Source organism: Mesorhizobium sp. B2-4-19, from assembly GCF_006441315.1.
GTDB lineage: Bacteria > Pseudomonadota > Alphaproteobacteria > Rhizobiales > Rhizobiaceae > Mesorhizobium.
In genome coordinates this window covers 634838-655403 of sequence record NZ_VFUV01000001.1, presented here as the reverse complement: position 1 = coordinate 655403, position 20566 = coordinate 634838, and the positions used below count along the sequence as shown (strand labels likewise).

22 protein-coding genes are annotated in these 20566 nt (G+C 62.1%); 18 read left to right on the top strand and 4 right to left on the bottom strand.

Annotation, left to right across the window (positions count from 1 at the left end; genetic code table 11):
- Positions 1 to 11 precede the first annotated feature (11 nt).
- From FJ546_RS03150 to FJ546_RS03125, 6 genes are all read left to right on the top strand, one after another.
- Positions 12 to 887 carry a glucose 1-dehydrogenase gene (locus FJ546_RS03150; RefSeq protein WP_140887979.1) on the top strand — a complete coding sequence of 292 codons (876 nt, stop codon included), beginning with the start codon at positions 12 to 14 and terminating at the stop codon, positions 885 to 887.
- 25 nt (positions 888 to 912) lie between these two features.
- Entirely contained in the window at positions 913 to 1809 is an 897-nt protein-coding gene (locus FJ546_RS03145) for an alpha/beta hydrolase (protein WP_246686727.1), read from the top strand.
- An 83-nt stretch (positions 1810 to 1892) separates the two neighbouring features.
- Positions 1893 to 2183 (top strand): thiamine pyrophosphate-dependent enzyme, encoded by a 291-nt coding sequence (locus FJ546_RS03140; RefSeq protein WP_181167790.1) that lies wholly within the window; start codon positions 1893 to 1895, stop codon positions 2181 to 2183.
- Positions 2184 to 2355: 172 nt separating this feature from the next.
- Complete coding sequence (locus tag FJ546_RS03135; RefSeq protein ID WP_140887974.1) at positions 2356 to 2721, top strand: VOC family protein; 366 nt, start codon at positions 2356 to 2358, stop codon at positions 2719 to 2721.
- Complete coding sequence (locus FJ546_RS31890; RefSeq protein WP_140887972.1) at positions 2609 to 2923, top strand: dihydrofolate reductase family protein; 315 nt, start codon at positions 2609 to 2611, stop codon at positions 2921 to 2923. Before FJ546_RS03135 ends, FJ546_RS31890 begins: the two co-directional genes overlap by 113 nt.
- A 374-nt stretch (positions 2924 to 3297) precedes the next feature.
- Positions 3298 to 3462: a DUF3309 family protein gene (locus FJ546_RS03125; RefSeq protein WP_140887971.1), complete on the top strand. Its 165-nt coding sequence runs from the start codon at positions 3298 to 3300 to the stop codon at positions 3460 to 3462.
- 132 nt (positions 3463 to 3594) lie between these two features.
- Here FJ546_RS03125 and FJ546_RS03120 read toward each other — a convergent pair whose 3' ends face one another.
- Positions 3595 to 3819: a hypothetical protein gene (locus FJ546_RS03120; protein ID WP_140887969.1), complete on the bottom strand. Its 225-nt coding sequence runs from the start codon at positions 3817 to 3819 to the stop codon at positions 3595 to 3597.
- A gap of 85 nt (positions 3820 to 3904) precedes the next feature.
- Here FJ546_RS03120 and FJ546_RS03115 point away from each other — a divergent pair, with 85 nt between their 5' ends.
- A complete protein-coding gene (locus FJ546_RS03115) occupies positions 3905 to 4144 on the top strand; it encodes a hypothetical protein (protein WP_181167788.1) in 240 nt (79 codons plus the stop codon).
- A 24-nt stretch (positions 4145 to 4168) separates the two neighbouring features.
- Here the strand turns inward: FJ546_RS03115 and FJ546_RS03110 are convergent, their stop codons facing one another.
- From FJ546_RS03110 to FJ546_RS03100, 3 genes are all read right to left on the bottom strand, one after another.
- Entirely contained in the window at positions 4169 to 5515 is a 1347-nt protein-coding gene (locus FJ546_RS03110) for a sorbosone dehydrogenase family protein (RefSeq protein WP_140887966.1), read from the bottom strand.
- Complete coding sequence (locus tag FJ546_RS03105) at positions 5502 to 5960, bottom strand: DUF2231 domain-containing protein (RefSeq protein WP_140887965.1); 459 nt, start codon at positions 5958 to 5960, stop codon at positions 5502 to 5504. The genes FJ546_RS03110 and FJ546_RS03105 overlap by 14 nt, the downstream gene beginning before the upstream one ends.
- Before the next feature lie 396 nt (positions 5961 to 6356).
- On the bottom strand, positions 6357 to 8738 hold the full coding sequence (locus tag FJ546_RS03100) for a membrane-bound PQQ-dependent dehydrogenase, glucose/quinate/shikimate family (protein ID WP_246686730.1): 2382 nt from the start codon (positions 8736 to 8738) through the stop codon (positions 6357 to 6359).
- A gap of 243 nt (positions 8739 to 8981) precedes the next feature.
- Here FJ546_RS03100 and FJ546_RS03095 point away from each other — a divergent pair, with 243 nt between their 5' ends.
- From FJ546_RS03095 to FJ546_RS03045, 11 genes are all read left to right on the top strand, one after another.
- Complete coding sequence (locus FJ546_RS03095; RefSeq protein ID WP_140887962.1) at positions 8982 to 9638, top strand: cytochrome c3 family protein; 657 nt, start codon at positions 8982 to 8984, stop codon at positions 9636 to 9638.
- Positions 9622 to 12600, top strand: a complete 2979-nt coding sequence (locus FJ546_RS03090; RefSeq protein WP_140887960.1) for a TAT-variant-translocated molybdopterin oxidoreductase — start codon at positions 9622 to 9624, stop codon at positions 12598 to 12600. The genes FJ546_RS03095 and FJ546_RS03090 overlap by 17 nt, the downstream gene beginning before the upstream one ends.
- Complete coding sequence (nrfD, locus tag FJ546_RS03085; protein WP_140887959.1) at positions 12593 to 13951, top strand: NrfD/PsrC family molybdoenzyme membrane anchor subunit; 1359 nt, start codon at positions 12593 to 12595, stop codon at positions 13949 to 13951. Before FJ546_RS03090 ends, nrfD begins: the two co-directional genes overlap by 8 nt.
- Positions 13948 to 14475 (top strand): DUF3341 domain-containing protein, encoded by a 528-nt coding sequence (locus tag FJ546_RS03080; RefSeq protein WP_140887957.1) that lies wholly within the window; start codon positions 13948 to 13950, stop codon positions 14473 to 14475. Before nrfD ends, FJ546_RS03080 begins: the two co-directional genes overlap by 4 nt.
- Positions 14472 to 15011, top strand: coding sequence for a cytochrome c (locus FJ546_RS03075; protein ID WP_246686726.1), 540 nt, complete (start codon positions 14472 to 14474; stop codon positions 15009 to 15011). Before FJ546_RS03080 ends, FJ546_RS03075 begins: the two co-directional genes overlap by 4 nt.
- 98 nt (positions 15012 to 15109) lie before the next feature.
- Positions 15110 to 16138, top strand: a complete 1029-nt coding sequence (locus FJ546_RS03070; RefSeq protein WP_140887956.1) for a hypothetical protein — start codon at positions 15110 to 15112, stop codon at positions 16136 to 16138.
- Positions 16131 to 16589, top strand: a complete 459-nt coding sequence (locus FJ546_RS03065) for a hypothetical protein (RefSeq protein WP_140887954.1) — start codon at positions 16131 to 16133, stop codon at positions 16587 to 16589. Before FJ546_RS03070 ends, FJ546_RS03065 begins: the two co-directional genes overlap by 8 nt.
- A complete protein-coding gene (locus FJ546_RS03060) occupies positions 16586 to 17335 on the top strand; it encodes an SCO family protein (RefSeq protein WP_140887952.1) in 750 nt (249 codons plus the stop codon). The genes FJ546_RS03065 and FJ546_RS03060 overlap by 4 nt, the downstream gene beginning before the upstream one ends.
- Positions 17332 to 18291, top strand: a complete 960-nt coding sequence (gene coxB, locus FJ546_RS03055) for a cytochrome c oxidase subunit II (protein ID WP_140887951.1) — start codon at positions 17332 to 17334, stop codon at positions 18289 to 18291. Before FJ546_RS03060 ends, coxB begins: the two co-directional genes overlap by 4 nt.
- Entirely contained in the window at positions 18288 to 19928 is a 1641-nt protein-coding gene (ctaD, locus tag FJ546_RS03050) for a cytochrome c oxidase subunit I (RefSeq protein WP_140887949.1), read from the top strand. The genes coxB and ctaD overlap by 4 nt, the downstream gene beginning before the upstream one ends.
- Positions 19925 to 20566, top strand: a complete 642-nt coding sequence (locus FJ546_RS03045) for a cytochrome c oxidase subunit 3 (RefSeq protein ID WP_140887947.1) — start codon at positions 19925 to 19927, stop codon at positions 20564 to 20566. Before ctaD ends, FJ546_RS03045 begins: the two co-directional genes overlap by 4 nt.

The following is a 20566-nucleotide window of genomic DNA, read 5'->3' as shown; positions in this document are numbered from 1 at the left end:
AGATTGAAGCGATGGATGGAAAGCTCGAAGGCAAAGTCGCCATCGTCACAGGTGGCGGCACGGGCATTGGCGAGGCGATCTGCCTCAAGTTCGCGCGCGAGGGCGCGAAGGTTGTGGTGAATGGCTTGCCGGACGATCCCATTGGCGATGTCGTCGAAACGATACGCGACGACGGCGGCGACACCATCGCCTTCGAAGCGGACATTTCCGACGAGAGGCAGGCGCGTGCGTGCGTGGAGACAGCGATCAAGGAGTTTGGCAGGCTCGACATCCTGGTCAACAATGCGGGCGTGCTTCTGGTCAACGCCGAGACCGACGATTTTCCGGTCGACAAGTTCGACGAGCATATCCGCTGCAATGTGCGCTCAGCGTTTCTGATGACCAAATACGCGCTGCCGCACCTGAAGGAGTCGCGCGGAGTCATTCTCAGCGCCGGTTCGGAAGGCGGGGTCAACGGTCAACCGCGCAACGCCGCCTATGGCGGCACCAAGAGTTTCTTGCATGCCTTCATGATGGGTGTGGCGGTGGAACAGGCGCAATACGGCGTTCGCGCCAATTGCGTGAGCCCAGGCCCCATCGACACGGCTTGGACGCACAAGGAAACCGGCGCTGTTGATGAGAAGATCGAGCAGGCGCTGGTGACGGCGGTCCCGTTCGGCCGCCGTGGCACACCCGAAGAAGTCGCCAATGTCTATGCCTTCCTCGCCTCCGACGAAGCCAGCTTCGTTACAGGCGCTGTCTGGCTTGTCGATGGCGGCATCACGCCCGCGAAGGGCGCGGTCGGCGCCATGGCCAAGCACGCAGTGGCGACGCCGCCACCATCAACACTTCATCTCCAGCACTCACGGGATGGCACCCGCAACAAGGACATCGTGAAGGTTCAATAGAGGGGTGCGCGCGGCGATGCGAGCGTTGAAAGAGATAAAGGTCGAAGGGCTAACGCTCGCGGTGCGTACATCCGGCGAGCGGAATCGGCCGAGCCTGGTTCTCTTGCACGGCTGGCCGCAGACAAGCTTTGCTTGGGAAGGCGTCTTGGGAGAGCTGGGGCGCGATCACTATGCGCTAGCCTTCGATCTCCCGGGCGTGGGCGGGTCGCGCGGAGCGCCGCGCTCGGCAGAGAAGACGGTGCTGGCCGACCTTATCCTCACCGCCGCCGAGCAAGCCGGCGCAGAAGAGACGATCATCGCGGGCTATGACGTTGGTGGCATGATCGCCTTCGCGGCGGCGCGCGATCATGGGGCGCGTGTCAAAGGCGCGGTGGTGATGAACACCGTGATCCCAGGTCTCGATCCCTGGGCCAAAGTGCTCGCCGATCCGCGCATCTTTCACTTCGCCCTGCACAACGTACCGAAGCTTCCCGAGACGCTCATTGCTGGGCGTGAGCGGCCATACTTCGACTTCTTCTATGACGTGATGGCTGTCGATCCCAAACATCTCGGCGAAGAAGCCCGTGCCGCTTATGTCTCCGGCTACACGCGGCCGGAGGCGCTGAAGGCAGGTTTGGACTGGTATCGCTCCATGGCGAAGGATGCGGAGCACAACGCCGGGCGCATTCCGATAGCGACGCCTCTCCTCTATCTCCGCGGCGACGCAGGGCCCGCTTCCACCACGCTTGACGATTATGCGCGCGGGTTGCGCCAAGCAGGCGCCGAGCGGCTCGAGACGGGTTCGCTGCCTCATTCCGGCGAATACGCGCCGGAGGAAGCCCCTGAAGACCTCGTCGCGGCCCTGCGGCGTTTTCGCCGCTTGATTGAAGGCGGCGAGCGCATGCTTCAATCGCATCAGAGGCCTGGCGAGCAACGTGCATGAATGCGTCACGCTTCGGGCCGGCAGCCGCGGCTGCGCAAATGGGCGCTATTGCCTCGCTGTGGCACCACAATCGGAGATCCCTCATGGCAATGCGACCGGAACGCTATCGAGACGCGGTCGTCCCGCATATCTACATCGATGGCGCCGATGCCGCGGTGAGATTCTACAAAGCCGCGTTCGGCGATCTCGATACGGCTGTCCGCTACGACCTGCCGCTCACGATCATCATTCTCAATGATGAAGGCTTCGGACAGGAGCGTCATGCGCTCGGCCACAAGGGCCTCCCGGAACGCCATGCGCGTTATGCCTCGCCTGATTTCGCCCGAGAGTCTTGGCGGGCGCGGCCTGCGGCTCGAGGGGCTGGCTGGCCTTGACGAACTCCGCTCCTGGGTCTGCGATGGCGAGTGTTCGGACGGCCTTGTCATGCTGGACATCCCGATCAATGGCGCGGTCGAGCTGCCGGTTTCACAGGAGCTCGTCAGACATATTCACTAATCGGCAGCGCGTTCGGACAACTTCAGCGTCCAGGCGAAAGGAGAACAGGCCATGGCATCCGTCCGATACATTGCGACCGACATTGAAAAGTCGGTTGCGTTTTATCGCGATAAACTCGAATTCAAGGTTGACATGCACAACCCGGGCAAGTTCGCGGCGCTTATTCGCGACGATCTCACGCTTTACCTTAGCGCTCCGGGGGCAGGCAGCGGGGGAACTGCCGGCGGTAAACCAGAGCCCGGCGGATGGAATCGATTCATGATCGTCACGAAAGACATAGACGCCCTGGTCGGCCGGTTGAACGATGCTGGCGCCAAGTTCAGGGGAGAAATCAGTGAGGCGGGAGCTGGTCGCGCCAGACTTCTGGAAGATCCGTCAGGCAATCTGGTTGAACTGTTTGAGTTCAAGAAGAAATGAGGGCTCCGGAAGCGGTGTGTTAGTGCGGTCGCCGATGAAAGGGCGTCTCGTCGACGAATTTGTGCTGCAAATTCACCCGATCGTGCTTGGCAAAGGCCATCGTCTTTTCGAGCCAGGCCTACCCAAGACCGACTTCACGCTTGCGGCCAGCACCAGCACGAAGTCGGGTATCATCGTTGCTGCCTATCAACTGCGCCACTGAGTGAGTTTCGTTCAGAACAACGCGACGCGGATGGAGCAGATCGGCGCCGCGCGGGTTTCTTGAGTGCCGGTAAGGGCCTGGCGCGGCGATACCCGACGCGGTCACGATACCATCAGGCCAGCCCCATCCTGTTGCCGCTGAGACGTTGGCACGGAACGCGGGAATGGCAGGCAATGGGGCCACAGGGATCGACCAGCGACAGTCCAAAGCCGCAAAAGCGCAACAAGCGGACAAACATCTGAGCGCCCTTGGGCAGGAACATTTCCGCAGGTCGGCCGGCATCGTGACGGACAATATAGCTTCTGGCAGGAACAGGACGCCTCGAAGCGCGTTTCTCCTGGGCGGCCGGTTGGGCTGTGCTGGAGGAAGACACAATGGGTTTGGGCACGATCCTCATCATTATCTTGATCCTCGCACTGCTGGGCGGTTTCAGCGGTCTGGGAGGCGGTCCGTTCTACGGGACTGGCTACTACGGCGGCGGTGGCCTCGGACTGCTGCTGATCATCATCATTATCCTGGTCGTCCTGGGCCGCATCTGACCAGAGACATGTCGCTTGTGACGAAACGGAACGAGCGTCGGTTGATACCGGCTTCGCGTGGACGGCTACACACGGTTTCGAAGTGGATCCTTCCACGGACCCGCGCGCGTCTTGAGTGCCGATAAGCCATCATCAAGATGGGCGCTTTGGAATATCCCGTTCAAGCAGGTCTGCCAGCACCGTCGCTGTTTCGCGCAGCAAGGAGCGAAGATCCTCGTCGCGCAATTTCTCGAGGTGATCGGCTGCGGCGAGAAGGTCGAGCACCAATTCCAATCCGCGCGCATGCAGCTGAGGCATTTCCTGGTCTCCATCTTGCAACGGGAACAGAAAGTCGCCGGCCCGCTTTGTCAACGTCATATGTTGCATCCCGTGCGAGGTTTTCGGAAGACACTTTGCTTCGGGCGTGCGGGAACTTTTTATGGTGCGGGACGTTCGCGCCACCATGACAATTTACTACTTCGATGTCGAAGAGAATGGCGAGTTGACGCCAGATCGCGCCGGCGTTGAATGTACCGACTTCAATCATGCCAAGAAGGAAGCCGTGCGAGCGATCGTCGACATGACACGCGACGCGTTGCCTGATGGCGACCATCACGAACTGCAACTGACGGTTCGTGACAAATCGGGAGCCGTGGTGCTTGAGGTGACGCTCAACTTCGACGCACGCAGCGGCAGTCGATAGAGCCCTGATGCATCGGCACGCGGCTCAGCTGCCTTGCGAATTGGCTGCCGTCGCTCGCCAAACGGTATTCCCGACATCGTCGGCGATGAGCAGCGCTCCGGACTTGTCGATCGCCACGCCGACCGGCCTGCCTCTGGCTTCGCCCTTGTCGTTGAGAAAGCCGGTGACGACGTCCTGCGCCATTCCGTTGGGATGGCCGCCGCTGAACGGCACGAAGACCACCTTGTAGCCGTTGAAGCGGTCGCGGTCCCAACTGCCATGCTCGCCGACGAAGGCGCCGCCGCGATAGGACTGCGGCAAGCTGCTCCCGGTATAGAAGACCAGCCCGAGCGGTGCGACATGCGAGCTCAGCGCATAATCGGGCGCAATGGCCTTCGCCACCAGATCCGGCCGCTGCGGCATGACGCGCGGATCGACATGCTGTCCGTAATAGCTGTAAGGCCAGCCATAGAACGCTCCATCCTTCACCGAGGTCATGTAATCCGGTACCAGGTTCGGCCCGAGTTCGTCGCGCTCGTTGATGACGGCCCAGAGCGCTCCGGTCTCAGGCTCGAACGAGAGGCCATTTGGATTGCGCAGGCCGCTGGCGAAGATACGCGAACGCCCGGTTGCCCGGTCGACCTCCCAGATCGCAGCGCGGTCCTTTTCAGCCTGGATGCCGTTCTCGGTGATGTTGCTGTTGGAGCCGACGCCGACATAGAGCAGCGACCCGTCGCGGCTGGCCACGAGGCTCTTTGTCCAGTGGTGATCGATCGGTCCGCCCGGCAGTTGCGTCAGCACCGTCCCCGGCGCGGTGATCTTGGTGTCACCCGGCTGATAGGGGTAGCGCACGATGGCGTCGGTGTCGGCCACGTAGAGGTCATTGCCCACCAATGCGACACCGAACGGCGAATTCAGATGGTCGAGAAACACGCCCCGATAGTCCGGTACGCCATCGCCATTGCTGTCGCGCAACAAGGTGATGCGATTGCTCGGGCCCGTGTCTCCGCCGGAGGTCGCGAGCGATTCGATCCAGCCCATCACCAGATCCTTCGGCCGTTTGATCGATGCCGCCGCGGGCGCCTTGGACTCCACCACCAGGATGTCGCCATTGGGCAGCACGTAAAGCGAGCGCGGATGCTGAAGGCCCTTGGCCAGCGCCTTGATCTCGAGACCTTGCGAGACAGTCGGCTTCTCGTCGTTCTTCCACCCGACCACGGATGCGAGATGCATCGGTGGGAACAGATACTGTTTTATGTCAGGCAGTTTGGGGTTCGCGCCGATCTGCGAATTCGGATCGGTGTTGTCGTCGCTGCAGGCGGCTACGCCCAAGGCAGTGGCGCACAGAAGTATTGCAGTCGCCAATTTGGGGGTTCGATCAAGCGGTCTCATCGGCGACTCCTACGTGATGACGATAGACCAGGGCCCAACCGAGCCAGCCCGTGACAATCAGGATAAGCACGACCAGCGTCGACAGAATCAGTCCCGTCGGCACGACAGAAGTCCAGGCATCGCGCGTGTGCACGAGCATGTTGAAGAAGGACAGGATGAGTGCGAGCAAATTGCCGGCCATGTGCAGCCATGCGACCGGCTGTGCCCGTATCGCGCGCTCACCGACGAAGTCGATGAGGCCGGCCAAAGCGGCCAGGATCCCGACGATGACGCCGACGGTGACGAGCCAGGCCGAAAAATCGGCCCACATCATTTCCGCGGTCCGCCAGTAGGTTATGTCGGTCAGCAATGTCCCCACGAAGCAGGTTATCGGGATCGTCACCAGCATCGGGTGTATCGGATGGCCGGCAATTCTGGCCGTTGACTGCGGATTTTCCCTGTCCATCTGGCATTCCTTCCCACAATCGGTCACCTGAAACAACAAGGCGATTGTGAGAAGGTTCCGTCGCGGCTTGCCGCCTTCACGGGAAGGTGAATATGCCGCCTGCTGTATTAAGCGCAGCCTCCGACAAGTTGGTGAAACTCCTTGGCGTACAATTTAGTCGGTTGACTTGGCCGATATGACGAAGCAAGCAGTCCTTCGTCCAATGAATCGTCAAATTAGCACGGAATTTTGCTTGGCCCCATCCGTGACTACATGTTGCTCGCGCGGCGGGATCGGTGGTCGCGGCTGATAGGATGGTATTTGTTATGATGTCCACGAGCGAATTTCGCATCGGCCCATCTTGGGCGGTCCGGTAGTGGACAGTTCGTATTTTGGAGAGACAGGATCGCGCCTGTCTCAGCCCGCCGGCAATGCGTAGGCAATGATCTGGTCGCCGACCTTGGTCTCCATGAAGTGATGGCCGCCTGGGGCAATGACGATGTATTGCCTGCCATCGGCTTCATACGTCATCGGCGTCGTCTGGCCGCCGGCCGGCAGATCGGCCTGCCAAACCGTCCTGCCGGTCTTGATGTCGATCGCCCGCAGCTTGTCGTCGGTCGTCGCCGCGATGAAGATCAGGCCGCCGGCGGTGACCAACGGGCCACCATTGTTCGGCGTTCCGATGCCCAGCGGCAGCATCGACGGAATGCCGAACGGACCGTTTTTGGTGGCGCTGCCAAATGGCTCGTCCCATAACGTCTTGCCGGATTTGAGGTCGATGGCGCGGATATGGCCGTAAGGTGGCCTTGAACAGAGCAGACCCGTGGAGAGGCGCCAGCCGGCATTGACGGCAATCGCATATGGCGACCCGGCCTGGGGATCGCCGATATCCTGCACCTTCTTGGGACTGCCGCCCTTGTCGATGGACTTGAAACCCATCTGGTCGGCCTTCTGGCGCGGGATAAGCTGATTGTAGTTCGGCATATCATTGTAGTTGGCGATCAGGACGCCGCTGTCGGTATCGACGGCGATGCTGCCCCAATCGGAGCCACCATTGTAACCGGGATATTCGATGAACGGGCGGTCGACCGTCGGCGGCGTATATTCGCCTTGATAGGAGGCGCGGCGGAACTGGATGCGGCAGTAAAGCTGATCCAGGGGGCTCATGCCCCACATATCCTTCTCGGTCAGGACCGGTTGGTCGAGATGTGCATAGCTCGAATAGGGTTGCGTCTTGGACAGCGTTTGCGGTTCGACGCCGCCCGTTGGCACATTGCGTTCCTCAACCGGGAACAGCGGCTTGCCTGTCTTGCGGTCGAGCACGTAGATCTGCCCTTGTTTGCTTGGCACGATGATTGCCGGGACCTTTCCGTTCTCCGCTGGAAAGTCGACGAGCGTTGGCTGCGAGCCGAGGTCGTAATCCCAAAGGTCATGATGCACGGTCTGGAAATGCCAGACCGGTTTGCCGGTGGTGACGTCGATGGCGACAATCGACGAGTTCAACGCATTTTCGAAATCCTTGCGGTCGACACCGTAATAGTCGACCGCGGCATTGCCGAGCGGCAGGTAGACATAGCCGAGCTGCGGGTCGGCGGCCGCGACCGTCCACATGTTGGGCGTGCCGCGCGTGTAGGGCTCTCCCTCCGGCGGTGCGCTGGTGCGGTCCGGGTGGCCCATGTCCCACGCCCAGTCGAGTTTGCCTGAGACCGCGTCATAGCCTCGCACAACGCCGGACGGTGCGTTCTCGGCCTGACCATCCTTTACCTGCGCGCCGACCACGGCGACGCCACGCACGATCGTCGGCGGTGCCGTGACGGAATACCAGCCGGGCACGGTCTCGCCGATACCTTGCGTGAGGTCGACCACGCCTTGCTGGCCAAAATCGGCGCAGGGTTTGCCTGTCCTGGCGTCTATGGCGATCAGCCGCGCGTCGAGCGTGCCTTCGAGGATCCTGGTGGCGCAGGCCTGGTCTGGGCTCACGCCCGGCATGGCAAAATAGGCCACGCCGCGGCAGGTTGCTCCATAGGGAATGGCGTCATCGGACACCTTCGGATCGTATCGCCATTCCTCCCTGCCGGTCTTGGCATCGACCGAGATGACGATGTTCTTGGCCGAGCATGCATAGAGATGTCCGGCGATTTCGAGGGGTGTGTTCTCCGGCGAATACTTATCCTCGGCGGCCTTGCTTGGCATGTCCCCGGTATGGAACGACCAGACCTTTGTCAGCTGCGCGACGTTGCCTGCGGTGATCTGGTTGAGCGACGAGTAACGTGTGCCCAATTCGGAGCCGCCGTAAACCGGCCAATCCTGGCCGGATTGGTGAATTTCAGTATCCGTCGCTGCTGATGCTTTTTGAACTGGTCCCGGCACTGGAGACGCTGGCGGCGTTTGCTGCGACCGTGCTTCGGACGTCAGGTGATGGAGGCCAAATGTGCAAGCCACGGCCAGAACCGCGATTGATGCCACCACTGTTGCAGACCCTTCGCCTCGCCTCGCCGGACCGCGAAACGCTGGGAGGGTCAGAAGAACGAAGATGAGTATGATGGTCGGCGCAAAAACGCGGGGCATCAAGGCCCACCCGTTCGAACCGACCTCCCAATAGGCCCACAGCAGCGTGGCGAGCCACGTGATCGTGTAGATCCACACTCCGGCGGCACTGCCTCTGAGCAACAGAGAACCTGCCAGCAGCAGGCCTATGCCGGCTGGGAGATAGTACAACGATCCTCCAAGCGCGATCAGCCAGATGCCGCCGGCGCCGATCAGAAGCCCTAACAGGATCAACAGCACGCCGACAAGCATGGTCCACCAGAAAGCGAGGCCGGTGCGGCGGAATGGTTCTTGGGGTGTCGCGGAAATGGCCATGACGATCTTCCGGCAGGACATGAAAAGTAATGTCTGGCGAACGCATGGAATTGGCGATGGTTGCGGTGCAAGGCGGAACTGACAGGGTCAAAAATTTGTGACCGTTGACCGGCTTCCGGAACCATCCCGACGAGACCCCGTTAGCTCGCAGGCACACAAGTCAGCAAATTCGGCCAGGGGATGCCGCAAATCTTTTCCAAGAGCGCCAATGGTGTCGCCCGATTTGTGATCCTGGGCGTTTGTGCGGCGTTGCTTTTGATCACCGTCATCGGCATCGCCCTGCCGCGCTCCGGCTTCGTTACAGGAGTGGGGCAAGCGGTCGCCCAGCCCGTCCCGTTCAGCCATAAGCATCATGTCGGCCAACTCGGGCTCGACTGCCGTTACTGCCATGATGGTGTCGAGACCTCGTCATCGGCGGGGCTACCGGCCACCGAGATATGCATGACCTGCCATTCGCAGCTGTTCACCAACGCCGAAATGCTGGCGCCGGTGCGAGCGAGCCTGGCATCGGGACGGCCGCTCGAATGGCAGCGCGTCAACAGCGTTCCCGACTTCGTCTACTTCAACCATTCCATCCACATCGCCAAGGGCGTCTCATGCGAGACATGCCATGGCGAGGTCGATGACATGCCGCTGACCATACGGGCGCATTCGCTGAGCATGGGCTGGTGCCTCGATTGCCATCGCAATCCCGGACCCAATCTGCGCCCGCCGCAGGACGTATTCCTGATGCATTGGAGACCGCCCGACGACATAGAGCGGATCAGGCGCTCGCTGATCAGCGTGCTCGGCACCCATCCCGAAACGATGACGGATTGCTATGTCTGTCATCGCTGATACCAAGCCAATTCCAGCCACCGGGATCGCCGCTTTGCGCGAGCGGCTTTCGAGTGGGAACGACATGTGGCGCAGCCTCGACGAGATCGCCCGCACGCCTGAATTCATGCGCTTCGTCGAAGCCGAATTCCCGTCACTGGCCGACCGCCTGCCAAGCCGGCTCGATCGGCGAACGCTGCTGAAACTGATGAGCGCTTCGCTGGCGCTTGCGGGGCTTGCAGGCTGCAGCCAGGCGCAGAGCATCGTTCCCTATGTGCGCCAGCCGGAAAATGTCATACCCGGCAAGCCGCGCTATTATGCGACGACGCTTGCAAGCGACGGCTTCGGCATCGGCGCCGTGGTGGAAAGCCACGAGGGACGTCCGACCAAGGTCGAGGGCAATCCCGACCATCCGGCCTCGCGCGGCGCCACAGACGCCATCATGCAGGCGGCTGTGCTCACCTTGTTCGATCCTGACCGCTCCCGCACCCTGCTGAAAGACGGCGAGCCGGCGGCCTATGGCGATTTCCTCCGGGATATGGCCGTGCTGGCCTCCAGGCTGGCTGGATCGGGAGGCCGAGGGACAGCGTTGCTGATGGAAGCCACGACATCGCCGACAGCCAAGGTCCAGATTGATGCCTTACGGAAACAATATCCGCAGTTGAAGATCTTCCGTCACGATCCCCTTGCGACCGCCGCTGGCGAGCAAGCCTCAATGGCACTGTTCGGCAAGGCGTTGACGCCCATCTATCGCTTCGACCGCGCCGAGACGATCTTCAGCATCGACGCGGATTTTCTGGGAGAGGGACCGGGCCGGCTTGCCTATGCCCGCGATTTCGCCGCTCAGCGGCGGGTTCGCAGTCCAAACGACGCTATGAGCCGGCTCTATGCGGTGGAGGCGACGCCGACCATAACAGGAGCAGCCGCCGACCATCGTCTTGCGATCAGGCCGAGCGAAATCGAAGCCGTTGCCGCGGCACTCGATGCTGCGCTGAGCGATCCGAGAAGTTCGACGCCTTCTCCCGTCGATCCCAAATGGATGGTGGCGCTAGTCCGGGATTTGCAGAGCGCCGGCGCCAATGCTCTGGTCGTACCGGGTTCGCATCAAAGTGCCTTCGTGCACGCCGCAGCGCTAGCCTCCAATGCAAAGCTTGGATCGCTTGGCAACACCGTCGAATTCATCGAGCCCCCGGATGACTTTCGTCCCGACGGTGATCTGGCGGCGCTCTGCGGCGCAATCGCCGGCCACTCGATCGATGCGGTGGTGACGCTCGGCGCAAATCCGCTGCGCACCGCGCCTTCTGACCTAGACGTCCACAAATTGTTCTCCGAATTGAAGCTGCTCATCCACTTCGGCCTTTACAGGGACGAAACGGCACTCCTTGCCCATTGGCATGTACCGGCCGCGCATGAGCTTGAAAGCTGGAGCGACTGTCGTGCCTATGACGGCACCGCGTCGATCGTGCAGCCGCTCATCGAGCCGTTGTTTGGCGGCAAGACCATTCACGAGCTTCTCAGCGCTGTTGGTGGCCGGTTCGACGCAGAGGCGCTGGCGTTGGTACGCCAGACCTGGGCAGCCCTCGACGACACTGCGTGGCGGAGGGCACTTCGCGATGGTGTTGTGCCCAACAGCGTCTCCAATCCGGTGCCGGTCACGATGGTGCCCGGTCCGAGCAATTTGCAACGTCGGCCGGCGACGGCGGACGGCTTCGACGTCCGTTTCGTTGCCGATCCGTGGCTGCGCGACGGGCGCTACGCCAACGCAGCCTGGCTTCAGGAATTGCCGCGACCGCTGACCAAACTCGTCTGGGGCAACGCAGCACTTATCTCACCGGCGAGTGCCGAGCGGTTGAAGCTTGAGAACGGCAGGATCATAAGCATCGCGCAAGGCACCTCCAACTTGGATGCGCCAATCTGGATCACGCCAGGACATCCGGATGACACGGTGACTCTGTCCCTTGGCTTTGGGCGCAAGATCGGCTCGGTCGCGACACTTGCTCATGGCTACGATGCATTTCGGTTGCGAACCGGCGATGCCGATTGGATCGCCACCGGCGCCACGGTAACTCCGCGCGAAGGCAAGGCCCAGGTCATCACCACGCAGCATCATCAGGTGATGGAAGGCCGCGCCATCGTCCGGCACACATCGCTCGATGATTTTCGCGACAATCCGCATTTTGTTCGCGACGGCGTTCCGCCGGCACCCACAGAGTCACTCTATCCCGATTGGAACTATGACGAAGAGGCCTGGGCCATGGCGATCGACCTGTCGGCCTGCATCGGCTGCATGGCTTGCGTGTCGGCCTGCCAGGCCGAGAACAACATCGCGACGGTCGGCCCGGACGAATGTTCGCGCGGCCACGAGATGCACTGGCTGCGGATCGATCGCTATTACTCCGGCCCGGTCGACACGCCTGACGTTTTCTTCCAGCCGGTGCCTTGCATGCATTGCGAGAAGGCACCGTGCGAGGTGGTCTGTCCGGTCAACGCGACCGTGCATACCCATGACGGCTTGAATGCCCAGGTCTACAACCGCTGCATCGGCACGCGCTATTGTTCGCAGAACTGCCCGTACAAGGTGCGGCGCTTCAACTTCCTCGACCATCAGACCTTCGACAAGGACAAGGCGGGCCCTGAGCAGGCCGTGCACAATCCCAATGTCAGCATGCGCTCGCGCGGCGTGATGGAAAAATGCACCTACTGCGTCCAGAGGATCAGCGCCAGGCGCATCCAGGCGCAGATCGAAAATCGCGATATCGCCGACGGCGAGGTCGTCACCGCCTGCCAGCAGGCTTGTCCGACACAGGCCATCACCTTCGGCGATAAAAACAAGAAGGCCGCCAAGATCGGGCAGGAGAAAAGCGCGCCGCACAACTATGCGCTGCTGGAGGAGCTCAACACCAGGCCGCGCACGACCTATCTCGGCAAGATCAGGAATACCAATCCCAAGCTTGCTCGACCAGGCGAGAAGGCCGATGGCTGAAGCCGCCGCGAAAAGCCCTGCAGTGCTGCGCGGCCGCCACGATCTTCCCGAAATCAGCGGGCGCATCGGCTCGATCGTGCTGAATGGCAAGCTGCCGCGTCATTTCTGGACCGCATTTTTCCTCTGCTTTTTGCTGATGCTCGTCTTCCTTTACTCCATCACCTACCTGATCTCGGTCGGCGTCGGCGCCTACGGCATCGATATCCCCGTCGCCTGGGGCACGATGATCTCGAACTTTGTCTGGTGGATCGGCATCGGACATGCCGGCACATTGATCTCGGCCGTGCTGCTGTTGTTGCGCCAGCCATGGCGTGCCTCGATCAACCGCTTCGCCGAGGCCATGACGCTGTTTGCCGTCGCCATGGCCGGTCTCTTCCCGATCCTGCATCTCGGCCGGCCGTGGTTCTTCTACTGGCTGTTGCCCTTGCCCAACACGCATATGCATTGGCCGCAATGGCGCAGTCCGCTGGTGTGGGATTTCGCGGCGATCTCGACCTACGCCACCGTCTCGCTGCTGTTCTGGTACATTGGCCTGATGCCCGACCTTGCCGTGCTGCGCGACAGGGCGAAGTCACGCGGTGGGCAGCTCTTCTACGGCATCCTGGCGCTTGGCTGGCGCGGCTCGGCCTTTCACTGGGCGCGCTACCAAAGGGTCTATTTCCTAATGGCGGCGCTGGCCACGCCGCTGGTCGTTTCGGTGCACTCGATCGTGGCGCTCGATTTCACCTTCGCCATCACGCCCGGCTATCATTCGACGATCTTTCCGCCCTATTTCGTCGCCGGCGCCCTGCTTTCCGGTTTCGCCATGGTGCTCACCATCGCCATCCCGCTGCGCTGGGCCTTTGTCGTCGAGGACCTGATCACGCTCAGGCATATGGACAATGCCGGCAAGCTGATGATCGCCGCAGGCATGATCGTCATCTATGGCTACGCGTCGGAAGCTTTCTTCTCCTGGTATTCGGGCGAGCCGTACGAACGCGCCATGATGTGGCAACGCGCCTTCGGCCCGTACGCCCCGCTGTTCTGGGTGATGCTGGCCTGCAATTGCGGCGCGCTGCAATTGCTGTGGTTCCGGCGCGTGCGCCTTAACATGCTGCTGCTGTTTGCCATCGCCCTGGTCATCAACATCGGCATGTGGCTCGAGCGGTATGTCATCGTCGTCACTGGGCCGAGCCGCGACTACCTGCCATCTTCATGGGGCGAGCAGTCGTTGACCTGGCTCGATTTCGGCATCCTGTTCGGCTCGGTCGGCACCTTCTTGGCGCTGGTCTTCCTGTTCATTCGCATCCTGCCCGCGATCACCATCTTCGAGGTCGAGGAACTGGCGGAGGAAGAGGGCAAAGCGACATGAGCCTGTACGGCATCATGGCGGTGTTCGCCGATCCCGAAGCGCTGGCCGATGCGGCACGGACGATGCGCGCGCGTGGCTATCGGCGCATGGATGCCTTCTCGCCCTTCCCGGTGCGTGGGCTGGCCGAAATTCTCGGCATGCCGAAGTCGCGTCTGCCCTGGGCTATACTTTGCGGCGGCATCCTGGGTGCCGTTCTGGTCTACGGGCTGATCCTCTACTCGGTCGAGATCGACTATCCCGTCAATATCGGCGGCCGGCCACTGCATTCCTGGTCCGCTTTCGTGGTTATCGCGTTCGAGGCAGCGATACTGGGCGCGGCCCTGGCGGGATTTGTCGGCATGCTCGCCGCCAACCGGTTGCCGCAATATTATCATCCGGTCTTTAACGCCGACAGCTTCAGCTATGCGCGCGGCGGCAAGTTCTATCTCCTTATCGAGGCCGCCGATCCGAAATTCCGCAAGGGCGTGACCAAGGGCCAGCTGACGCGGCTCGGCGCGCAAAGCGTCGAGGAGGTGGAGGCGTGACCGCGCGCTTCGCTCTGCTTTTGGCGGTCATGTTCCTCGCCGGCTGCCGGCAGGACATGGAAGACCAACCGCGCTACAATCCGCTGGCGAAGAGCAATCAATTCGCCGACGGCATGTCGGCACGGATGCCGGCCAAAGGCACCGTTGCGCGCGACGCCGATCTTTCGCCGGTGCCCGAGACATTCCCCTATCCGATCACCATGGCGCTGCTGCAACGCGGCCGGCAGCGTTTCGACATCTTCTGTTCGCCTTGCCATGGCCGCACCGGCGACGGCCACGGCATCATTGTCGAGCGCGGTTTTCCGGCGCCGCCTTCCTATCATCAGGATGCGCCGCGCAAGGCGAGCGACAGGCATATCTACGACATTATCACCAACGGCTACGGCGCGATGTATCCTTACGCTGCGCGCGTAGCGCCTGCCGATCGGTGGGCGATCGTCGCCTATGTCAGGGCCTTGCAATATTCGCGCGATGCGCCTGTTGCCGCGCTTCCGGAAAGCCTGCGTATCCGCCTCGATGCGGAGGCGGCGCGATGACGCGGCCTACCATCGATCGTCCCGCAGGGCTGGCGTCGGCCGCGGCCACGGCAGGACTGCTATTTTGCATTGTGGGAGCGACTACCGATGTCCGGGCGATGCTCGTCGCCTGGCTCACCACAGCGCTTTTTCTGATCGGCTTGCCGCTCGGCGCGCTGACCGTGTTGATGGTGCACGGGCTGACCGGTGGGCGATGGGGCGAGACAGTCCGCCAGCCACTGCGCGCGCTGGTGGCGACCCTCCCGCTCGGCCTGCTTTTCCTTCTCCCGGTTCTGGTCCGGCTTGACCTCGTCTTTCCCTGGGCGGGAGCCGACACGGCCGCATTGCCCGATACGGTACGCCAGAAACTCGCCTATCTGAACGTGCCGTTCTTCCTGCTGCGCTTTGCGATCTGTTCCGCGATCTGGCTGTTGCTGACATCGCTTGTGCTTGGCTGGACAGCCGACGACAGGTCCCGAGGCAATATGGGCAAAGGCTGCACCGCCGGGCTGATTGTCCACGGCGCGGCGGTGACGATCTTCGCCATCGACTGGATGTTGTCGCTGGAACCCGAATTCACCTCGACCATCTATGCCTTCCTGGAAGCAGCCTCGGAAGTTGTCGGCGCCTTCGCCCTTGCCATGATCATGCTCGCCGCAAAGCGCGCCATCGAGACCATACCCGGCGGCGAGGAGGATGTGGCGCTGAGCGAAGACGTCGCCAACATGGCGTTCGGCTTCATGCTGATGTGGGTCTACCTCGCCTTTATGCAATGGCTGGTGATCTGGGGTGGCGATCTGCCCGATGAGATCCACTGGTATGTCATCCGCGCCAGCCATGGCTGGCAGTATCTGCTCTGGCTGCTGATCGCGCTGCAGTTCGCCTTACCTCTGGCCGGGTTCCTCAGCCGCAATGTGAAGCGTAGCCATGCTGGTCTGCTCATTCTCGCCGGCCTGTTGCTGGTCGGCCACTTTATCGACGTCCTCTGGCGGATTCGGCCGCCGCTTTCCGTCAGCGGCATCCAGGAGCTTTGGTGCGATCTGGCAGCGATGGCAGGCGCGGGTGGACTCTGGCTGGCGCTCCTGTTCTTCTTGGCTGCCCGGCCCGAGCGGATTGCCTTCTGGCGGCGGATGCTTGTCCATGGCTAAGGCTATCCGTCACCCCGAAACCCGCGATGTCCGGCCGCGCACCGTGCTCGGTTTTGGAGCCGGCCTGCTCGTGTTCCTGGCCGCGGCGGCAATCGCCATCAGGCTCATCTTCGACACCACGCCAGTCTGGCCGTTACCTGGTGCATCGACGTCAGGCAGCCAGAACAGTCCAGCCTTGCAACGCACGCCGGAGAGCGATCTCGTCACTTTCCGGGCACAAGAGGACCAGGAGTTGCAGAAACTCGGCTGGGTCGATCGCAATGCCGGTATTGCCCGTATTCCGATCGATGAGGCGATGCGGGCGCTCGTCAGCCATGGCCTGCCCAATTGGGGCCAGCCGGCAGCGACAACCGGCGGCGGCAATTGCGCATTGCTTGAGGGCGTGCCGCGATCGCCGCAGGCGGATCGCTGCGGCGGATCGGCGCCGGATGATCGCGGAGCAAGCCGATGAAGAGATGGTTTGCCGCGCTGTGTCTGCTCATCGCTTTGCCGGCCATCGCAGCCGAGCGCCCGACCTTCGATCCGCAAATAGGCGCGCAACTCGATCTGAGCCGGAAGCTTCGCGATGCAACCGGCCAACAGCGAACGCTCGGTGAAACGCTCGAGGGGCGCCCGGCGCTGCTCATCTTCGGCTACGACAAGTGCCCCAGTCTTTGCGGCGTCACCCAGCAGGCGGTTGCCTCGGACCTGAAGAAGACGTCGCTCAGCCCGGCAAGCTATCGGGCGCTCTTTGTCTCCATCGATGATACCGAGACACCGGCGGATGCCGCCCATGTGCAGGCTGCCATCGCGCCGGCGGCCGGCAATGGACTGTCGTCTTGGCGGTTCCTGACCGGCGCTGAAGGCGTCGGCGCGGCCCTTGCCGCGCAAGCCGGCATCGCCTTTGACCGTCGTGCCGGCATCGACCAGTTCGTGCATCCTATCGCCATCATCGCGCTGACGCCGGCGGGCCGCATTGCGCAGGTGCTGCCGGCGCTGACCTTCACGCCGCGCGATCTCGAACTGGCGCTGGTCGAGGCCTCCGCCGGCAAGCTTGGGTCGATCGGCGACCATGTCTTTTTGCTTTGTGCCGGCTTCGACACGTCGAAGGGCCAATATACGCCGGCGATCTGGGCTGCGCTGAAGGTTGCCAGCATCGCCATGGTTCTTGGACTCGCAACGACGGTTATGCTGCTCATGCGTGGGAGGCGCCCATGAGCTTCGGCATTCCATTCTTCCCGCAGGAAGCGTCATCAGCCGCGCGCGGCGTGGATGTGCTCTTCTACACGTTGTTCGCCTTTGCCGTCGTGCTTGGTCTTTTCCTCACCTTCCTGGTGGTCGGCTATGCCGTCAAATACCGCGTCGGTTCGTCTGCCGACCGCACCGGCGAGCGGGCCCGCAGCCTGCCGCTGGAACTGATCTGGACCATGGCGAGCCTGATCATCGCCTTCATCTTTTTCGGCTGGGGCGCCGTGCTGTTTGTCCGCCGCGATCATCCGCCGGCGGACGCCATCGAGATCGCCGGTCTCGGCAAGCAATGGATGTGGGAGTTTCGCCATCCAGGCGGCCAGCGCGAGATCAACGAACTGCACGTGCCGGTCGGCAGGGCGGTGGTGGTGTCCTTGGCATCGCAGGATGTCATCCACTCGTTTTTCGTTCCGGCCTTCAGGGTCAAGCAGGATGCCGTGCCCGGTCGCACCACCCGTGTCTGGTTCATCGCCACGGAACCCGGCCGCTATCATCTGTTCTGCGCCCAGTATTGCGGCACGCAGCACTCCGCGATGGGCGGCTGGGTGACCGCGATGGCACCGGAGCAGTACGCCGCTTGGCTGGACAGCCAGGGCGAGGGCGAGACGCTGGCGGCGAGCGGCGAAAAACTGTTTCGGGCCCTTGGCTGTTCGGGATGTCACGGCAATTCGAGCAAGGTCAGGGCGCCCCCGCTTGAGGGCATCTTCGGCCGGCCAGTGGCACTGGCCAACCAGCAGACGGAAATCGCCGACGACCGCTATCTGCGCGATTCCATCCTTGTCCCCAACAAGGAGATCGTCGCTGGCTATGAACCGGTCATGCCGAGTTTCGACGGGTTGGTCGATGAGGGGGAGTTGCAGATGCTCCTCGCCTATCTCAGATCGCTTTCACCTCCGACGCCAGCAAGCAACGAGGCAGTCCGATGAGCACTTCCGTGACGCCCGCGAGCTATCTCTACGAAGGCAGCGGCCCGCGCGCATGGCTGCTGACGACGGACCACAAACGCGTCGCCTGGCTCTATCTTATTTCGCTGACCGCATTCTTCTTCCTCGGCGGCGCCTTCGCGGTCCTGATGCGCATCGAGCTTGCGACGCCGGCGGGCGACCTCGTCTCCGACGATGTCTACAACAGGTTGTTTTCGCTGCACGGCATCATCATGATCTGGTTCTTCCTGGTGCCGTCGATCCCGGCTACCCTCGGCAATTTCCTGTTGCCGCTGATGATCGGCGCGCGCGATCTTGCCCTCCCGCGGCTTAACCTCGCCAGCTGGTATGTCTTCATTTTCGGCAGCTTCTTCGCGCTGTTCTCGGTCGTTGCCGGCGGCGTCGACACCGGCTGGACCTTCTACACGCCGCTGTCGACGCTCTACGCCAATGGCTTCGTCTCGTCCGCCGCGCTTGGGGTCTTCATCGTCGGCTTTTCGACGATCATGACCGGCATCAATTTCATCGTCACCGTGCACACGCTGCGCGCGCCGGGCCTCACCTGGTTCCGGCTGCCGATCTTCGTCTGGACGATGTACGCGACAGCCTTGGTCATGGTGCTGGCGACGCCGGTGCTCGCCGCGTCGCTGATCCTGATCGTTCTGGAGCGGGTCTTCGGCATCGGCATCTTCAACCCCAAGCTTGGTGGCGATCCGCTGCTGTTCCAGCATTTGTTCTGGTTCTACTCGCATCCGGCTGTCTACATCATGATTCTGCCCGGCATGGGCGTCGTGTCGGAGGTGCTGCCCTGCTTCAGCCGCCGGCCGCTGTTCGGCTACAAGGCGGTTGCCCTGTCCTCGATGGCCATCGCCATCTTCGGATTCCTCGTCTGGGGCCATCATATGTTCGTCAGCGGGCAGTCCGCCTATGCCGGCGTGGTGTTTTCCTTCCTGTCGTTCTGCGTCGCCATCCCATCCGCGATCAAGGTTTTCAACTGGAGCCTGACGCTGCGCAAGGGGGAGATCAGTTTCGAGACCTCGATGCTCTACGCGCTGTTTTTCCTGGCGCTGTTCACGTTCGGGGGGCTGGCCGGCCTGTTCCTGGCGGCACTCGCCATCGACGTGCACGTCCACGACACCTACTTCGTCGTCGCCCATTTCCACTACATCATGGTCGGCGGCATGGTGACCGCCTACATGGCCGGACTGCATTTCTGGTGGCCGAAGCTCACCGGCCGCATGTATTCGGAGACTTGGGGCCGCATCGCCGCGACCGTCACTTTTCTTGGCTTCAACCTCACGTTCTTCCCGCAATATGTGCTTGGTTTCGTCGGCATGCCCAGGCGCTATCATACCTATCCGCCGGAGTTCCAGTTCTGGCATGTGCTGTCGTCGGCGGGCGCGGTTGTGCTGGCCATCGGCTATCTGATGCCGCTGTTCTATCTCACTTGGTCGCTGTTTCGCGGCGCACGCGCGCCGGACAATCCCTGGCAGGCAACAGGCCTCGAATGGCAGACCAGTTCGCCGCCGCCGCCGCACAATTTCGAGACGATGCCGGTGGTGACACAGCCTGCCTATGCCTACGACATGAAAGGCCTGGAACATGAACGCTTCAGCCCGCATCTGGAAGCGGGCCGATGAGCAGTGAGACCGAAAGCGTCGCCTTCGACAATGCGTCTCGCGAGAAGGCAGCCGACACCTTCGCCATGTGGGTGTTCATCGGCTCCGAGGCGATGCTGTTCGGCGCCATTTTCCTAATCTTTCTCATCGCGCATATGAGTTATGGCGCCGCCTTCGCGGCGGCGTCGAAACATCTGTCGTTGCCGCTTGGCACGCTGAACACCGCCATACTGATCACCAGCAGTCTCACCATGGCGCTGGCGCATATGTATTCGACCGACAGCCGCTGGCGCGCGGCGACCTGGTCGCTGGCAGCGACCTCGCTGCTCGGCCTTGGCTTCCTCGCCGTCAAGGCGACGGAATATGGCAGGGAATTCAGCGAGGGGCTGGCGCCGGTCCTCGGCGCACCGTTCAACTACAACGGGCCGGATCCGGTTCATTCCGAATTCTTCTTCGGCCTCTATTTCGCAATGACCGCGTTGCATGCCCTGCATCTGATCGGAGGTATTCTCGCTGTCGCCGGCGTGCTTGCCTTGTGGCCGCAAGCCACGCCGGCCAGCCGGGCACGCCGGATTCAGGCCGTCGGCCTCTACTGGCACTTCGTCGACATCGTCTGGGTCTTTCTGTTCCCGATCCTTTATCTGATCAACCGGGGATGA

What these genes read in the sequence shown, in the direction of transcription:
- FJ546_RS03080 (WP_140887957.1), top strand. Translation starts at nt 13,948, where the DNA reads ATGAGCCTGTACGGCATCATGGCGGTGTTCGCCGATCCCGAAGCGCTG.
- FJ546_RS03070 (WP_140887956.1), top strand. Translation starts at nt 15,110, where the DNA reads ATGCTCGTCGCCTGGCTCACCACAGCGCTTTTTCTGATCGGCTTGCCG.
- FJ546_RS03140 (WP_181167790.1), top strand. Translation starts at nt 1,893, where the DNA reads ATGGCAATGCGACCGGAACGCTATCGAGACGCGGTCGTCCCGCATATC.
- FJ546_RS03125 (WP_140887971.1), top strand. Translation starts at nt 3,298, where the DNA reads ATGGGTTTGGGCACGATCCTCATCATTATCTTGATCCTCGCACTGCTG.
- FJ546_RS03120 (WP_140887969.1), bottom strand. Translation starts at nt 3,819, where the DNA reads ATGACGTTGACAAAGCGGGCCGGCGACTTTCTGTTCCCGTTGCAAGAT.
- nrfD (WP_140887959.1), top strand. Translation starts at nt 12,593, where the DNA reads ATGGCTGAAGCCGCCGCGAAAAGCCCTGCAGTGCTGCGCGGCCGCCAC.
- FJ546_RS03150 (WP_140887979.1), top strand. Translation starts at nt 12, where the DNA reads ATGGATGGAAAGCTCGAAGGCAAAGTCGCCATCGTCACAGGTGGCGGC.
- ctaD (WP_140887949.1), top strand. Translation starts at nt 18,288, where the DNA reads ATGAGCACTTCCGTGACGCCCGCGAGCTATCTCTACGAAGGCAGCGGC.
- FJ546_RS03090 (WP_140887960.1), top strand. Translation starts at nt 9,622, where the DNA reads ATGTCTGTCATCGCTGATACCAAGCCAATTCCAGCCACCGGGATCGCC.
- FJ546_RS03045 (WP_140887947.1), top strand. Translation starts at nt 19,925, where the DNA reads ATGAGCAGTGAGACCGAAAGCGTCGCCTTCGACAATGCGTCTCGCGAG.
- FJ546_RS03100 (WP_246686730.1), bottom strand. Translation starts at nt 8,738, where the DNA reads ATGCTTGTCGGCGTGCTGTTGATCCTGTTAGGGCTTCTGATCGGCGCC.
- FJ546_RS03135 (WP_140887974.1), top strand. Translation starts at nt 2,356, where the DNA reads ATGGCATCCGTCCGATACATTGCGACCGACATTGAAAAGTCGGTTGCG.
- FJ546_RS03065 (WP_140887954.1), top strand. Translation starts at nt 16,131, where the DNA reads ATGGCTAAGGCTATCCGTCACCCCGAAACCCGCGATGTCCGGCCGCGC.
- FJ546_RS03105 (WP_140887965.1), bottom strand. Translation starts at nt 5,960, where the DNA reads ATGGACAGGGAAAATCCGCAGTCAACGGCCAGAATTGCCGGCCATCCG.
- FJ546_RS03110 (WP_140887966.1), bottom strand. Translation starts at nt 5,515, where the DNA reads ATGAGACCGCTTGATCGAACCCCCAAATTGGCGACTGCAATACTTCTG.
- FJ546_RS03060 (WP_140887952.1), top strand. Translation starts at nt 16,586, where the DNA reads ATGAAGAGATGGTTTGCCGCGCTGTGTCTGCTCATCGCTTTGCCGGCC.
- coxB (WP_140887951.1), top strand. Translation starts at nt 17,332, where the DNA reads ATGAGCTTCGGCATTCCATTCTTCCCGCAGGAAGCGTCATCAGCCGCG.
- FJ546_RS31890 (WP_140887972.1), top strand. Translation starts at nt 2,609, where the DNA reads ATGCTGGCGCCAAGTTCAGGGGAGAAATCAGTGAGGCGGGAGCTGGTC.
- FJ546_RS03115 (WP_181167788.1), top strand. Translation starts at nt 3,905, where the DNA reads ATGACAATTTACTACTTCGATGTCGAAGAGAATGGCGAGTTGACGCCA.
- FJ546_RS03095 (WP_140887962.1), top strand. Translation starts at nt 8,982, where the DNA reads ATGCCGCAAATCTTTTCCAAGAGCGCCAATGGTGTCGCCCGATTTGTG.